The sequence below is a fragment of the Desulfuromusa kysingii genome, from assembly GCF_900107645.1.
Taxonomy (GTDB): Bacteria; Desulfobacterota; Desulfuromonadia; order Desulfuromonadales; family Geopsychrobacteraceae; genus Desulfuromusa; species Desulfuromusa kysingii.
In genome coordinates this window covers 144,488-159,385 of the sequence record NZ_FNQN01000008.1, presented here as the reverse complement: position 1 = coordinate 159,385, position 14,898 = coordinate 144,488, and the positions used below count along the sequence as shown (strand labels likewise).

Genomic DNA, 14,898 nt, shown 5'->3' with positions numbered 1-14,898 from the left:
TTAAATCTACCTCTGGTCTATTTTTTCTCAACAGGAATTCAATGATGGAAAAACGTAGAATAAACCCACAGAAAAAAATGGATCAAGTCATTAGTGCCGCCCGCAAGCTGTTTGTGGAAAAGGGTTATCGTGGTGTGGCCATCCCTGAAATTGTCAAGGAATCCGGAGTCAGCGTCGGAGCCATTTATCTCCATTTCGGCAATAAAGAAAAATTGGCAGAGACTGTCTATCAGAAGACCCTGCAACAGTTTATGAATCTGTTTTTAGAACGGATAACAGATAAAGACAGTGTGAAAGATAAGTTAAGAGCATTTGCTGAACTGATCTTCGAGCTGACTGAAGAAGATCCGGAAATGATGGAATATATTCTGTCTGTACGTAAAGAAATCCGTTCAAAGATGCTTTTTCCTCTATGTTCCAGCGCCGCCTTTTTGGAAGTGCAGGGGATTATCGGCGATGGTATTAGCTCAGGCGAAATCAAATCCGGAACTCCTCTCATTGCAGCTGTATCATACACAGGTGTCATTCTTCGTGGTGTTGAGTTGCGGATGCAGGGTGTCCTTGAGATCCCCTTGCAAGAGATCTCCAACGAACTCATTGACAACGCTTGGTCCAGTATCGCCGCCAGTTAAACGTTTCAGTCGTGTTCATATCTGCAGATTGAATCTCTGCCATTAATATATTCAATAAGATTTGTTGTTAACCGCTTGCCGCCTTCTGAGATGTTTTAGTTGGTTGATACAGATATGGTAGTTTTTAGCCATAAAGGCATAATATGCTTGTATATAACTCTATAGATATTTAACCATATAGAATATGGAATAGCATATAACTATATGTTTTTACAGGAGTATTTGCACCACAAAAAAACCGTATACTTTATGAAATTATCTCTTGATCTCCCATTCAAATCTCTGTAATTTGTCAATATTCTTTTGAGAAAGAATGGTCGCTCTTTCATGTGTTTTGGTTTCGATACGTAATCAAACACACAGGTCACATCCTGTTAATTGCCAAAGGAGGTATTATGTTTCGAGAGGTCAAGAAAAATTTTAGAAAGCTGAGCCTGTTGCTGCTGGTTGTTACCGCAGCATTTCTGCTCTGGGGTTGTAGTGGCGGTGGTGGAAGTAGTTATGACACGCCCACTTCAACTCAAACTGCCACACCACTTATTGATGCTGAAACGCTGAAAGGTTGGATGGATGATGGCTTGGTCAATGCCGATGAGTTTGAAAATGTCGTGATTCTGGATATCGGTGCACCTGATGCTACAAAGATTCCTGGGGCTTATTACTGGAATACTTCTGAGCTGGCATACTCACGCGAGGAAGGGCTAGCAATGGTAGACAGCGAAGTCCCTCCAGGTGATGTTATGGATACCGTCCTGCAACGCAGTGGTGTCAATGAGTATACAACTATCGTTCTTTCCTCAAGCAATAGTAAGACTTTCTATGTTCCAAGAGCTTATTATACCTTGCGCTACTGGGGTTTCCCGAAAGACCGTATTAAAGTTCTGAATGGTTTTAATGCCGGCTGGACAGCTGCTATCGCAGAAAATGGTTGGGATAGTTCTTATGCTTTGACGACCGAGCGGCCCTTGGAAGATACCACCAATACGTTCAGTGTCGCTGATAATGGTTATCTGTGTGATGATCTGCGCTATTCGATTGGTGAAATAATTCAAGTTGTAGATGCCAACAACGAATTTGATGACGATGAGAACATCAACATTATTGCACAAGCTGATGAAGCCCCGAACCTTAAATCATCGATTGCCCGTCCATATGGCGATATGTTTGAAGATGATGATACTGATGGTGCTACTTATTTCAGGCCAAAAGCAGAGCTTGAAGCCATCTTCTTGAATAATGAACTCCCCAATGGAGATTTATCCGGTGTTGGTGACTTTACCCCCGGACAACTGTCTATCACTCATTGCAGCTCCGGGATGAGTTGTACACCGCTCTTTTTTGCTTTGGATGCGATTTTAGGTTGGGATGCAGCGGTATGGGATGGATCGAGAAACCAATGGTATGCCTATATGGATCGCCCGACCGAGGCTGAAGCAGTGGCAGATGTCAATGCTGCTGGTGGGGAACTTTTTGTAGACAAGAATGGCAGCCCGACAGGCTACGAGTCATTTGACGCTGACGATGACGATGGTAGAGATGCTTGGTTGTTAGTAGTCAACGATGCATGGCGAACTGATCTTAATGATCGTACCAACGCTGTTGCATATAGCACTGCAGTTGTGAATGATGGTTCAGTCGACAGAACCGTTTATGTTGGAAATACGGTGATCATCCCTGAAAATAACACCAGTTTCCAAGAAGTTGATGACCCACGCGCTAACCAGATTGAAAATGAAGACAACGATTATATGTCTGCCGGTCAAGAAGATGCTCCAAGCGAGCTGTCTTCAGATGCTTCTGAGTGTTAAGGATGGGGAATAAATTTCTAATTACAATTTATAAGGAGAAATTCGCATGACATTATATAAAAAAGCCGCATTGCTCTGCACCTTTGCTGTAGGCTTCTGCCTGCTGGCAAGTAGCGCCTTCGCCGGCCCCATCTGGTCCTTTGGTGATGAAGATCAAGGGCTGTTGAAGCTGGACTATAAAGGTCAATTCCAACTGGTCAATCAAGACAATGGTGATGACGATTCACTGGAATTCAACTTCCGTCGTAACCGTATTGCTTTGATGGGTGCTTATGGTGAAAGCTTTGGTTTGTATGTGCAGACCGAATACACTGAAGACAACGACTACAGCTCCTCAGATGGCGATAGATTCCAACTGCTGGATGCTGTTCTCCGCTTCAAATTCAATAACAGCTTGAACCTGTGGATGGGTAAGTTCAAATACAACCTCACCCGGGAAAATCTCGAAGCCTGTGAAATGCCACTGACTTTGGATCGTTCCAGTATGATCCGCGCACCTTTTGTCAGCACCCGCGATAAAGGGATCGCCGTTTGGGGTAACCTGGCTAATGACATGATCCAGTATCGGGTTGATGCGATGAATGGCAATGACTCAGAAGTTGATTCCAACCTCCGTTATTCCGCTCGTGTCCATGTCAGTTTGCTTGATCCAGAAAAAGGTTACGGCTACAAAGGGACCTACATGGGACAGAAAAAAGTCCTCACCTTCGGTGCCGCTTACCAGATGGAAAACGATGTCGCCTATTCTGATTCCGTCACTGGAGACGCCGTTGATTATAGCGCCTGGACCGTTGATGCTTTCTTCGAGTATCCCATCGAAGGGATGGGTGCCATCACTCTTTCCGCTGCCTATGTCGATTATGATCTGGATGATGCCTATCAAGGAGCCAATCCAGACGCAGGAGTAACAGGGATGACCGGTGAGAAAAACGGTGGTTATGTCAAAGCCGGTTACATGCTTCCCAACCTGCCACTACAATTCTTCGGTCGTTCAGAGAGCTGGTCCTTTGCCGATCTGTATGGCGTGATGGATCATGAAGTTGAATTGCTCGGTCTCGGACTCAATTACTATGTCCGTGGTCAAAACCTGAAAGTCACCGTTGAGTACACCAACTGCGATTATGACAGTAGCTCCACAGCTGAAGATTCTGACACTGTCGTTGCTCAAGTCCAGGTGATCTTCTAAACCGCTAACTGTCCAACCGCCTCCCTGGAAAATCACTTTCAGGGAGGTATTTTTATACTCATCAACCAAAGGGGAATAAGATGAAAAAAACACTCGCACTCATTGCCGCACTTGCCTTCGTCATCAGTATCTCAGGCACCACCTTTGCCGCTGATTTCAAAGGAAAAGTGACCAAGGTCAAAGGAAAAACCGTGACCATCGAGATCACCAAAGGGAAAGCCTCCAAGCTCAAAGTAGGAACCAAGGTAGAAATTGAAGCTGACGAGTCAAAAGGTGCACCTAAAAAAGGTGGCGGAAGTATGCTGCAAGGTTGCTAATCGCGACAAGCTGATTACCGGGGTCGGTAATCAGGGTTAAAGCAACAAATATTTTGACCCCGCTGCTTGCGGCGGGGTTAAACATTTTGAGGATATCGAGGATGACAACATGACAAAGACAAAGATCACGATGATGGCTGTATTGGCTTGCCTCGCGTCCTTTGCTTTGATTGCAACCACGTCTTTTGCCGCTGGGGTGGGTAAAGACGGAACTATCGTTGCAAAAAAAGGGAAGGCCACGACTATTGCTGAACTCGTAGCCATGTATGATTCAACCGGATGTATTGACTGCCACGAAGACATCCATGACGAGTGGGCAAATTCTGCCCATGCCCGTTCTGTCTATGGTACAGGACGGACCGCTGCCACGATGAAAACCGCACTGGAAAACGGGGTCCTGTCCTGGGCCTATTCTGGTGCAACAAAACCTGAAGACGTTGAAGTCGATCACCTGATGGGCTGTGCTAAATGCCACTTACCACAGCTTGCAGATGCGACAGATGCCGTTGCTAAAGAATTCATTGCTGACATCTATGCATTGATGGACGCCTACCGGAATGATGATGAAGAAAAATTTGACGAAATGAAGGACACTTTATTGAGTCTGAACATCAACTGTCTGGTGTGTCACAATCGCATGGCGATCACCCATAAGTGGACCGACGGCTATCCTCAGGATGGGGCTGTCTATGGTTCTTATGATGGTGAGCACGACGATGAAGCATTTCCACATGCTAAAGTTAGTCCGATCATGAGCGAATCAATCTTCTGTGGCCAATGCCACGGACTCGGACCGAACTTTGAGCTCGACAATCCAACCCAATGTGCAACAGCTTACGGCAGTTATCTTTGGGCCTACACCGCAGAAGGTGGAACTGAAACCTGTCAGGAATGCCACATGGAAAAAAGTGGTTTGGGTCATGACATGCAAAGCTATCGTTCCACCGTTATGTCAGATGCTGCTGTCGACTTTGAAGTTGAAGCTTATGGCGCTAAGTGGCGGGATGGTAGCCTTATGAGCCCGAAAGCGATTGTCAAAGTGAAAATGACCAATCGCACCGGACATGCAATCCCTGATGGCTGACCGACTCCTAACCGACTGGTTCTGTCGGTAAGTGCAGTTGATAGCGAAGGTGATGAATTGTTCAGTCAGGAAAAGATCTATATGCCCATGCCACAAAAAATGGGGCGTGGCGATGAAATGGGCCGTGGTCCTTACGAAAAAAGCGGTATTATCAATGATACCGGTCTCCCACCAGGAAAAACCGTTGAGGAACATTTTGAAATTCCATTTTACACCGAAGATGTCTACGACGAATACGATCGGGTTATTGACCGTAAGTTGATGGACAACGAACTGGAAATCAACGTCAAACTCTGGTACCTGCCGTATGGCAATAAGCAAAGTGATCCATTTATCTGGCAGGATTATACGCAGAAAGTGACAGTGAGCGAATAATCTCGTATTGCTGACTTAATGAACACTGCTCAACGGCTGTCGATCCCCTATTTGTCTTTATCTTGGATCGACAGCCGTATTTTTTTTGTTCCAAATTCCATCCATGTTAGACTCAGAAAACCACTATCAGGGAGTCTGAAAAGTTACTTATGGGAACCATTCAAAAAAGCTATATTCTCATACTCTTCCTGTTGCTGACTGCTGCAGGTTGCAGTCAGAAGACCGGAGATGGATCAACCTGTGCCGCCTGTCATCAGGGGTTGGAGTTGGTTTCTGAGACCCATCTGGAATGTGTTTCGTGCCATGGTGGTGACCCTGACGAGCCTGAGGAAAAAGCATCCCATAAAGATATGTACGGACCTAAAAACCCCGCTGATCCTAAATATTGGGATAAAACCTGTGGAAAATGTCATCCTTATCAACTAGATCGGGTCAGGTCCAATCTGATGTTTACCGCGACGGGAATGATTAAAAATACGCAGGCAACTTGGGAAGGGGAAGATGGCAAACTATACGCGAGCCGTCCAAGTAAGCTGAACGATGCCGCTGGAAATTCACTTGAGTTGAATGATGTGGCTCTGCTGGATAATCTCGCGGGAGAGGTATTTCGCAAGGGTTGCAGTGGGTGTCACGTTGCTTTTCAAAACCGTTGGGTTTGGCGCGGAAGTCACGCGTCTGGCTGTGCGGCTTGCCATTTTCCATATAATGAAAATGGCACATATCAAGGCGAAGATCAAACCGTTAAAGGGAAGTGGCCTCACTCTGCAAGTCACAAAATGGAACGTCTGCCACCAAATCAAGTCTGTGTTCGTTGTCATAATCGCAGTGGTCGAATTGCTCTGTCTTATGAAGGTCGCAATGACGGCAACAATAGCCTGGTTCCGACTCGCAATGGTGGTCCTGGCCCTGATATTATCGGTGGTCCACGTAATGTGACCCGGATTCCTCCCGACATTCATCATGAGATGGGGATGGAATGCATTGACTGTCATACTTCACGTGATCTCATGGGTGATGGTTATGCTTATGAAAATATGTACTTACAAACAGAAATTACCTGTGAGGATTGTCACGGCAGCCCTGCCGAACGCCCCAGAGTGGAACAGATAAGCCGGGAAAATGATGAGGTCTTGCGTGAATCTGCACATTATAAGAAACAGATGCAGCAAGGCGATAGTATGGTGCTGACATCCAAAGGTCGTAAATATTCAAATGTGTTTCTTGAAGATGAAAAAATCTGGGTGCAAAGCAAACGTACAGGTAAATTGCACGAAAGCAAAGTGATCACTGAAACACCTGAGCATTCCATTATCGGACATGAACGGATGGAATGCTATTCCTGTCATTCACGAACGGTCACACAATGTTACGGTTGTCACACCGAATATGACCAAAGAGAGTTGGCTATGGATTATATCAAGGGGGTGAAAACAACAGGAAAATTCACTGAAACTGAAGATTATCGGATGATCTATCCTTTCCCTTTGGCGCTTAACCAGCGCGGTAAAGTTTCACCCGTGACCCCTGGTTGTCAGACCTTCGTCAGTGTGATTAATCCGCAGGGGGAAAAAGTTCTGGATGAATACGTGACCCTGTTTAAAGGGAAGCAGCAATTACGTTTTGCCCCATTTTTTGGTCATAATACTGGAGCAAAAGTGATTGGATGCCGTGAGTGTCACGCTAATCCGGCGTTTCTTGGATTTGGCCAGCATGTTGTTGAGGGTGATAATATTGAAGCGACTTTGATCTGTGAGAAATCAGCAGAAAAGCCGCTGGATGGTTTCATCACAATGAATTCTGGGGATGTCAAAGGGTTTTCAGCCATTACCCGCGAAAACTCTCGTCCATTTGAAACCGCTGAAATTAAAAAAATCATGGCAGTAAATTTATGTTTGGTGTGTCACGATGACCCTAAGGATCCAATTTATCAGAAAGAACTTGATTATAATGTTTTGGATAATTGTATTAAGCGCTCTGTCTCTACTGTGCAGTGAGATCCCTGCGAGTGCTGTTGCGGCTGACAGTCCGATATCGCTAGAGGGGGTCCATGCTGAATTGACCTGTCGGGATTGTCACGGAGGTGATCCTTCTCTGACTCCCCGACCTTCTTCTCTTGCGGTACGGGCGAACGGTTGTACCGGCTGTCATCAAGGGTATGATCAGATCTTTGATCAGGCCATGACCACACGAGAGGCAGAAAAGACGTTTGTGGATCATACCTTTAGCGATGTTGATCCTGACTTCTATGCCAACAACTGTAGCAGTTGCCATGTGTCTGATTGTCTTGATTGTCATGGTGGCGATGGGCACAAGATTGCCAGCGCAACACAGGAAGAGTGTCTCGGCTGTCACAGTGGCTATTTTGTCGGCCGAGAATACCTAGGTTGGGCTCCAAGAGAAGATCATCCTCGTTATCAACGCGGCCCGCAACATCTTGGAGAACGCGCATTGAAAATGCGCCCGGATATCCATTCCGAACTGGGTATGGAGTGCAAGGATTGCCATTCCATGCAGAGTTTGATTGCCGGTCAGAAAGCAGCGCAAACCTGTGAGGAATGCCATCAACCTGATCTCAGTGTCATAGAGCACAGTATTGTCGCCCATATGGAGAAGATGGAGTGCTATGCCTGTCATTCGGCCTGGGCACCGCAAGAATACGGGAATTTTTACTTGCGGTTAGGAAAAAGAAACCGCGAAGCTGAAAAAGCATTTAATACGCCACCTTTAAAGGGTGAATATCTTGTCCGGACATATTTGCGCAAACAGGATGCGCCCCCTTTGGGGCTGAATCAGCGACAGCGTTATAGTCCGATTCGGCCACAATTTATAACTTATTATTCAGATCTGCGTGGCGGCGATTTTCCGCTACAGGAAAACCAACTTCTTGCCGCGCAATGGAATGCTTTTTTCCCCCATACGATCCGTACCGGAACGGTTATGTGCGATAGTTGTCATGATGACCGTCGCCGCTACCTGCTTGAAAACGAAGAGGAGCGGCTCTATAGAATTGACCTGGATGGTTTGGGATTGATATCTTTCTGGAATCAGCAAGGGCAAACGATTCAGGACGGCTCTTTTATTAGCCCGCAGCAATTCTTGCAAATTAACAAAAAAGATGCAGCTTATACGAAGGCTTATGTAAAACGATGGAAAAAACTGCTTGGCCAAGACGAAAGTTCCTCAAAGGAATAGCTTTAATCGGCGTTTTTGGTGGACTGGCATGGCGTTTTCTGGTGCCCTCTAAAAAAGCTCGTAAGAAGGTCCTGTTTGAGGTTGATAAAAATGACATCCCATTACGTGGTGCACTTGTTTATAAACGCTCCCGGGTGGTTATTATCCGAAGCGAAACGGATATCTATGCTCTAAGTTTGGTTTGTACCCACCTTGGTTGTACTGTTAATGTCACAGCAGAAAATATTCTCTGCCCGTGCCATGGCAGTGTCTTTGACCGTGAAGGTAACGTCCTTAAGGGACCGTCCGATCGGCCTTTGGAACGGCTGGAAGTTGAAGAGCGGGGTGAGAAACTGGTGGTGCTGGTATGAAGCGGGATGATGATTTCGTCAAGGAGTTCATCAAGCATCTTTTCCCCCGGGTGGTGTTGCGCGGCAATTTGCGCCTGACTTATACGTTCTGTCTGGGGGGGTTGGCTTTTACCGCTTTTCTGATACTGATGACTTCAGGTGCTTTGATGCTGTTTTATTACCAGCCAGCGACCCATGGCGCTTTTGAATCAATCCTCTACATTGAAAATTCGGTCCCCGGTGGCTGGTATATTCGTAACCTGCACCGGTTAGCTTCCAATGTGTTTCTTATCCTCCTGTTTCTGCATACCTTACGGGTGCTGCTGACGGGAGCCTATCGAAAACCCCGCGAGTTGAATTGGTTGATCGGCTTTGGGCTTTTGTGTCTGGCTCTGTTTGAAGCCTATACCGGTTATTTGTTGCCGATGGATCAATTGGCGTTGTGGGCGACGCAAACGGGGATGAACTTACTCGGCACTCTCCCTTTTGGTGAACTGCTACGCAGTTTTCTTGTTCCTGATGATGTCGGTCAACCCATGTCATTAATCCGTTTTTACGTGATGCATATTGCTCTGATCCCTTTAAGTATGTTGGTGTTGTGTATGCTGCATTTTTACCAGATTCGTAAGCAGAAGGGAGTTTTGCCTTATCTATGAGCGACTATATAAAGTCTTCTCCCTACTTTTTTCGCATTATTAAAATCTCCTTTGTTGCGTTAACTCTTGTTCTTCTGCTTTTCGCATGGTTTATCCCTGCGCCGTTGCAAGGACCGGCTGATATCAGTCATGTTCCCAATCCGTCCAAGTCCGCTTGGTTTTTGATGTGGACGCAGGAACTGGTCAGTTATTCCAGCTTGATGGTTTATCTGATCCTCGCTCTGGGGCTGGTGTTTATTTTGTTGCCGTGGCTGCCTGTCAGCCCTCCTGCTGAAGAGGCTCGCTGGTTCGGGAAAGATCAAAAAATTGTTAACCTGATGACACTGTTCAGCTTTATCGGAATTGTTGTGCTGACCGTGATTGCGATGTATTTCCGGGGTGAAAATTGGTCTTTCGTCTTTGGTTTTTAATCCTGCTGTTAAGTGTCGAACTCTGTGCTGCAGAGATTCCACCAGCGAAAAATTATTGTCTCGAGTGTCATCCCGTCCATTATGCTGAGAGGGGCTCTTGTGTCAGTTGTCATCGCGGGTTTGCTGGTACTGCCCGCTTTAACATCGCCCATGGGGGATTGATTCCTGCACGCTTCTCTACCTTTACACTCGTGGCTGATCCGACGACGGAATCGGGTAAACGGCGTTTACAGGAGTACGCTTGCCGTAGATGTCACGTCAGCGAAGTGAAAGGCAACAGCCTTTCGGCTAATCTTGATTATTCCCAGCTGGAGAAATCTGCAGAAGAGCTGGAGACAGCGATTCAAATACCGGCATTATTTATGCCTGAATTTCATTTCAATGAACAGCAGCGGATCGAGCTTGTTAATGCCATTCTGGCTGCAGGGAGGCAGGTTGAAATCCCTGAGCAGGAGTTGCCCGAAGTGGTCCATTTTGAAGGCGAAGAGGTGACCCGGGAGTTTCAATTTGAGAAACATTGCGGCAGTTGTCATCGTGCTTTAACCGCGAGTTTTGGTGGATTAGGGGAAGGGCTTATCGGTCCCAATCTGTCTGGAATTTTTTCCGAGTTTTACTTGCTGAATTTTGGTGACGATCAACAACGTTGGACCACGGATAATTTAGAAAAATGGGTGAAGAATCCGCGCAAGATTCGTCCTTACACGCAGATGCCACCGCTCGAAATAAAAAAAGAAGAACTCGATGCAATCTGTGATGAGCTACAGCATCAGAGCGCGACAAAATCCACCTTTTAAAATGACTGGACTCAACAAACGCTCAGGCTCAATAATCATCCATCGACTCTTCCCCCCAATTTTCAAAACCCCATGATTGGAATTTTGGCACCCAGGGAGAGCGGGTTTTTTGCACTGCTTGTTGCATCTTCTCGTCATCTTTGTCGAGTACGGGAGTGACGTTTTGGGTGGCTGTTTCAACTGCAACAGAAGATCGATCTGAAGGGTTTGTTATGCGCTGTTCAGTTTGATTTTTTGCTGCGGATGTCTCGGGTGTTGGTTGCTTGATTAATGTTGCTTCAGGCTGTGGCGTGGCAATAGTCGCCTCTGTTGTTAGTGCTTCAGGCTCGTCAACCGCCTTGACTGATGCTGCAGGTGTCACCACCGGTTGATGTTGAGATTGTTGGCGGATGCCAGCAAATAACTCTTTGATTCCCCGTGGAAAATCAGATGGCTGGGCGTTGTCGGGATAAAAATAGTCGGCAGCAGCAACCAGATTTTTTGTTTTTGGATCAATAAATTGCACATGGAGACTTCTCAGGCGCAACACTTTTTCACTTTCAACCGTCAAATCAATGCCTTCTTGGGTAAAGTAGCTAAATAGCAGGTCTGGGTTCCGGTGATCTTCGACAACCTGAAAGTCCATAGCCAGAAGCTCCGTTTGGATTGGTTCGGTTAAATTCCAGCGGTCCTGAGGCGGAGCTTGAAATTCCACGATCTGGACAGTAGACCAATCGACTGTGGGTAACATGTCAACATGCAGGCTTGAACAACCAGCTAGGATCAACAATAGAAAGAAACAAGAGGGGATGAAGAAAGTTAAATTCTTTACAGTCATTTATTATCTGTCTCCTGTAAGTCGCAGATGTAGTCGGTAGGTTGTGAAGACGTTAAGTTGTCGTTGATCATAACAAAAAACAGGGTTAAAACACCTAAAAAGAACAGTTTTATGGGTAAAAAAATTCCAGACATTTGTCCCTTTTGTTGGTAACTTCAAAATGTTAATCGGTTTTATCCACAGGAACAAAACCTGCCTGTTGATAACTGCGGAACCGATTTTATTTGTTAAGCCGATTATTGTCAGATATAAAGTGTCTAAATATTGACACATTATAGGAAATAGATTATTGTTGGCCAATATTTGTTATTTTGGTGTCAAAAATCTTACATGTTGTTCTTAGAACGGATCGAATAAGTATGGCTATAAAAAGTGGCTTTGGGGGGATGATCGGGCACTCTCCGCAGATGTTGGAGTTGTTCGAGCTTATATCATGTGTCGCCGAAGATGGTGAAAGTACAGTTTTGATCCAAGGGCAAAGTGGGACAGGGAAAGAACTGATTGCAAGAGCAATTCATGAAAAAAGCCAGCGTAACACCGCCCATTTTGTCCCTGTCAACTGTGCAGCGATTCCTGATGAGTTATTAGAGAGTGAGCTGTTTGGTTACGTGAAAGGGGCTTTTACCGGGGCGCAACAATCGAAAATTGGCCGGGTTCAGTTTGCCGATGGTGGGACTCTGTTCCTTGATGAAATCGGGGATATGAAACCTAGCTTACAGGCGAAGTTGTTACGGGTATTGCAGGAACGTGAAGTCGAACAGGTTGGTGGTGTCAAGCCAACTAAGGTTGATGTGCGCGTTATTGCAGCAACACATCAGAATCTCGAAGAGTTGGTTGCTAGTGGTCAGTTTCGCGAAGATCTCTATTACCGCCTTGCCGTGATCCCACTGATCGCTCCCCCTTTGTGTGAACGCAAGGATGATATTGTATTATTGATTGAAAGTTTTATTGAACACTTCAGTCGGCGGAAGGATGATCGACGTACAACAATTGATCCTGTGGCGATGAAAAGTTTGCTCAACTACAGTTGGCCGGGTAATGTTCGCGAGTTGGAAAATCTGATGCAGCGGTTGGTCATCTTGCATCGGGGCAAGAGGATCAGCTTAAAAGAACTACCGGAAAAATATCGTTGTGTTGCTAGTGAGGAGATCGAGCTTGCGGAGCGAAGAGAGGGGCAATCTTCACCGTCTTTGAATCCACCAGAAGCGGAATGGTCGGAGGACGGGTTGGATTTTAACAGTTTGATCAGTGAATTTGAGGATCGGTTGATTTTGCAAGCCTTAAGTCGAACAGGGGGGAATAAAAAAGAGGCGGCGCGAATGTTGAATTTGAAACGGACAACTTTGATTGAAAAGATTAAAAAGAAAAATTTGCCGATATAACAGCTTGTTGTCTAGCTGGCCTTCTTGAAGTGTTTAGCCACTTTATCTTGAATCTCATCGCCGCTGGCAGGGGTGACCAGAATATCTTTTGCCCCATATTTGACCGCACGCAGCACTGCCGAACGGGTCCATTCAGACCCCGCAAAGATAATCGGAGGTAACGGTTGTCCCGCAGATTGTAGCTTGATCGCGGCAGCGAACCCCTTCTCACCGATTTGTTCCATAATCAAGAAGATCCCCAGGATTTTGTGCTGTTGTAAGAGATCTTTGACTCCCTCTTGAAAGGTTAGTACTCGACATTCGTACTGTGCCGAAGAGAGAATCTCAACAAAAGGATCCGCGTCGTCTTTTTTATCACTGATCAATAAGACGATGGGTGTCCCGGCAGATTGTGCCGTTGGTGTTGTGGTCGTTGTCTGCGGATTGTTCTTTGCTGTGGTTTCGTTTGCTGACACACTAGGGGCGGTAGCGGAGGTAACGTCTGTCTCTGCAGTGATCGGTGCCCCTCCCCATTGTCCTGGAGCTGGTTCGTCGGTGTGAATATTCGTCGCTAAATCAGCTTGCGGATCATCCGAATTCGCTGCGGTGACAGGTTGTGAAGCAATTTCGGCGCTGGGTTGTGTTTCCAAATCAAATAGTGCAGCCGGAAAGAGGAGGAAGATTCGATTTAAATCATGACCTTCCATCTCAATGGCAAAAGACGCCAGATAATAATCAGTCTCCGGAAATGGTTGATCTGAAGCCATCTCAATTTTTGTCGGAACAAGGGTCTCTGCTGTTGTTTTGACGAAATGGAGCTTCTTGGGATAACGTTCAAGAAAGACCTGCGTCAAACTGCCAGAAAGGATGTTGGCGACTTCACCGTAGGCATCTTCCACATCACCATCGAATTGACCGGTCTCCTTCTGCTCTGCAATCTGATCTTCTGGAAGCATGATCAAGGTTCCACCCAGCGCAATAGCGTCAGGAACTTGGACGATCATGAAACCTCTCCCCTCATGATCACCTGAGACCTTCATGTCGGTCATCACTGAACTTTCGACGCAGTGATGTGAAAAGAAGTTATTCTTGCTGGTCATGACCAGCTGAATATCACTACACTTCAGAGTCTGCCCGAGCAATGCCCCAATTTCTTCACCGATTTGAGTAATAATGGCATTAAAGACAACATCAACGAGCTTTTTAGCATCGGCAAAGGGGATTTTTTTCTCTACGGGCGGAGCTGGTTCTTGGACCGGTTCAGGAGCGGTTTTTTCTACAGCAGGTTGGGCGGCAACAGGTTCGTCCTTGTGCATCGGGGCATCGGTTTCCTTCGAACTAGTTTCTGGAGTCTCTTCGAGATCAAAAATCGCAGCAGGGACGATCAGTTCCAAAAGACCCAGATCCCTGTCGCCCATTAATATATTGCAGCTGGTGACATGATAGTTGCCAGCAGGAAACGGCTGATCGCTGCCGAGATCAATTTTTGTGGGTATCAGATCTTCAACGGTTTTCTTAATGAAACGTAGATTTTTAGGGTATTTATCAACAAACGCCTGGGTGAAGACACCGGCAATAATGTTGGCCACTTCACCAAAAGCATCTTCCATCTCCCCATCGAGTTGTTCGCTTTGGGCGCTCTCCTCAATGACATCTTCGGGGAGCATGATCAGAGTACCGCCAAGGACTGCGGCGGCGGAAGTTGGGTACAAGAGATAACAATCACCAGCCCGGTCGCCTTCAATGGTCATCCGCGTCAGGGTTGATTTTTTCCGGGCAGGGTCGCTGAACAGATCAGCTTTACTGGTGATATCGAGATGGATATCCGAACAGGTCAGCTCTTGTCCAAGGAGGACGCCGATTTCTCCAGACAGGTTTCCCATCCCTGATTTACAGACGACATCAACTATAGCCCGCTGATCCAAATTAACCTCTTA

14 protein-coding genes are annotated in these 14,898 nt (G+C 46.2%); 12 read left to right on the top strand and 2 right to left on the bottom strand.

Translation table 11 applies throughout. From position 1 onward, the window contains the following. Positions 1-41: 41 nt before the first annotated feature. The 11 genes from BLU87_RS13365 to extS all read left to right on the top strand — a co-directional run bounded on the left by BLU87_RS13365 (position 42) and on the right by extS (position 10,783). Positions 42-632: a TetR/AcrR family transcriptional regulator gene (locus BLU87_RS13365; protein WP_092349563.1), complete on the top strand. Its 591-nt coding sequence runs from the start codon at positions 42-44 to the stop codon at positions 630-632. Between the two features lie 395 nt (positions 633-1,027). Then, the gene (gene extH, locus BLU87_RS13360) at positions 1,028-2,440 is read left to right on the top strand and encodes a selenite/tellurite reduction operon rhodanese-like protein ExtH (protein WP_092349560.1); all 1,413 of its coding nucleotides are present in this window, start codon (positions 1,028-1,030) and stop codon (positions 2,438-2,440) included. Between the two features lie 46 nt (positions 2,441-2,486). After that, positions 2,487-3,626 carry a selenite/tellurite reduction operon porin ExtI gene (gene extI / locus BLU87_RS13355; RefSeq protein ID WP_092349557.1) on the top strand — a complete coding sequence of 380 codons (1,140 nt, stop codon included), beginning with the start codon at positions 2,487-2,489 and terminating at the stop codon, positions 3,624-3,626. Positions 3,627-3,706: 80 nt separating this feature from the next. After that, a complete protein-coding gene (gene extJ, locus BLU87_RS13350) occupies positions 3,707-3,943 on the top strand; it encodes a selenite/tellurite reduction operon protein ExtJ (protein ID WP_092349554.1) in 237 nt (78 codons plus the stop codon). Positions 3,944-4,052: 109 nt separating this feature from the next. Further along, positions 4,053-5,402, top strand: a complete 1,350-nt coding sequence (gene extKL, locus BLU87_RS13345; RefSeq protein WP_350297504.1) for a multiheme c-type cytochrome (seleno)protein ExtKL — start codon at positions 4,053-4,055, stop codon at positions 5,400-5,402. 149 nt (positions 5,403-5,551) lie between these two features. Then, positions 5,552-7,396, top strand: a complete 1,845-nt coding sequence (gene extM / locus BLU87_RS13335) for a selenite/tellurite reduction operon c-type cytochrome ExtM (RefSeq protein WP_092349551.1) — start codon at positions 5,552-5,554, stop codon at positions 7,394-7,396. Next, positions 7,350-8,594, top strand: a complete 1,245-nt coding sequence (gene extO, locus BLU87_RS13330; protein ID WP_092349548.1) for a selenite/tellurite reduction operon b-type cytochrome iron-sulfur cluster-binding subunit ExtO — start codon at positions 7,350-7,352, stop codon at positions 8,592-8,594. Before extM ends, extO begins: the two co-directional genes overlap by 47 nt. Then, the gene (locus tag BLU87_RS13325; RefSeq protein ID WP_092349545.1) at positions 8,549-8,944 is read left to right on the top strand and encodes a QcrA and Rieske domain-containing protein; all 396 of its coding nucleotides are present in this window, start codon (positions 8,549-8,551) and stop codon (positions 8,942-8,944) included. Before extO ends, BLU87_RS13325 begins: the two co-directional genes overlap by 46 nt. Then, entirely contained in the window at positions 8,941-9,579 is a 639-nt protein-coding gene (locus tag BLU87_RS13320) for a cytochrome b N-terminal domain-containing protein (RefSeq protein WP_092349542.1), read from the top strand. Before BLU87_RS13325 ends, BLU87_RS13320 begins: the two co-directional genes overlap by 4 nt. Next, a complete protein-coding gene (gene extQ, locus BLU87_RS13315) occupies positions 9,576-9,989 on the top strand; it encodes a selenite/tellurite reduction operon b-type cytochrome membrane protein ExtQ (protein ID WP_092349539.1) in 414 nt (137 codons plus the stop codon). The genes BLU87_RS13320 and extQ overlap by 4 nt, the downstream gene beginning before the upstream one ends. Further along, positions 9,965-10,783, top strand: a complete 819-nt coding sequence (extS, locus tag BLU87_RS17135; RefSeq protein WP_139167564.1) for a selenite/tellurite reduction operon c-type cytochrome lipoprotein ExtS — start codon at positions 9,965-9,967, stop codon at positions 10,781-10,783. The genes extQ and extS overlap by 25 nt, the downstream gene beginning before the upstream one ends. 28 nt (positions 10,784-10,811) lie before the next feature. Here extS and BLU87_RS13305 read toward each other — a convergent pair whose 3' ends face one another. Then, a complete protein-coding gene (locus BLU87_RS13305) occupies positions 10,812-11,600 on the bottom strand; it encodes a DUF4136 domain-containing protein (protein ID WP_092349533.1) in 789 nt (262 codons plus the stop codon). A gap of 359 nt (positions 11,601-11,959) precedes the next feature. Here BLU87_RS13305 and BLU87_RS13300 point away from each other — a divergent pair, with 359 nt between their 5' ends. Then, positions 11,960-12,982, top strand: coding sequence for a sigma-54 interaction domain-containing protein (locus tag BLU87_RS13300; RefSeq protein WP_092349530.1), 1,023 nt, complete (start codon positions 11,960-11,962; stop codon positions 12,980-12,982). Positions 12,983-12,993: 11 nt separating this feature from the next. On the opposite strand, the gene BLU87_RS13295 is transcribed toward BLU87_RS13300, so the two are convergent. Further along, complete coding sequence (locus BLU87_RS13295; RefSeq protein WP_092349527.1) at positions 12,994-14,886, bottom strand: hypothetical protein; 1,893 nt, start codon at positions 14,884-14,886, stop codon at positions 12,994-12,996. Positions 14,887-14,898: the final 12 nt, after the last annotated feature.

Bases quoted from the DNA above. Each gene is read 5' to 3' on its own strand.
- BLU87_RS13365 (WP_092349563.1), top strand. From the start codon at position 42: ATGATGGAAAAACGTAGAATAAACCCACAGAAAAAAATGGATCAAGTC.
- extH (WP_092349560.1), top strand. From the start codon at position 1,028: ATGTTTCGAGAGGTCAAGAAAAATTTTAGAAAGCTGAGCCTGTTGCTG.
- extI (WP_092349557.1), top strand. From the start codon at position 2,487: ATGACATTATATAAAAAAGCCGCATTGCTCTGCACCTTTGCTGTAGGC.
- extJ (WP_092349554.1), top strand. From the start codon at position 3,707: ATGAAAAAAACACTCGCACTCATTGCCGCACTTGCCTTCGTCATCAGT.
- extM (WP_092349551.1), top strand. From the start codon at position 5,552: ATGGGAACCATTCAAAAAAGCTATATTCTCATACTCTTCCTGTTGCTG.
- extO (WP_092349548.1), top strand. From the start codon at position 7,350: ATGTTTTGGATAATTGTATTAAGCGCTCTGTCTCTACTGTGCAGTGAG.
- BLU87_RS13325 (WP_092349545.1), top strand. From the start codon at position 8,549: ATGGAAAAAACTGCTTGGCCAAGACGAAAGTTCCTCAAAGGAATAGCT.
- BLU87_RS13320 (WP_092349542.1), top strand. From the start codon at position 8,941: ATGAAGCGGGATGATGATTTCGTCAAGGAGTTCATCAAGCATCTTTTC.
- extQ (WP_092349539.1), top strand. From the start codon at position 9,576: ATGAGCGACTATATAAAGTCTTCTCCCTACTTTTTTCGCATTATTAAA.
- BLU87_RS13305 (WP_092349533.1), bottom strand. From the start codon at position 11,600: ATGACTGTAAAGAATTTAACTTTCTTCATCCCCTCTTGTTTCTTTCTA.
- BLU87_RS13300 (WP_092349530.1), top strand. From the start codon at position 11,960: ATGGCTATAAAAAGTGGCTTTGGGGGGATGATCGGGCACTCTCCGCAG.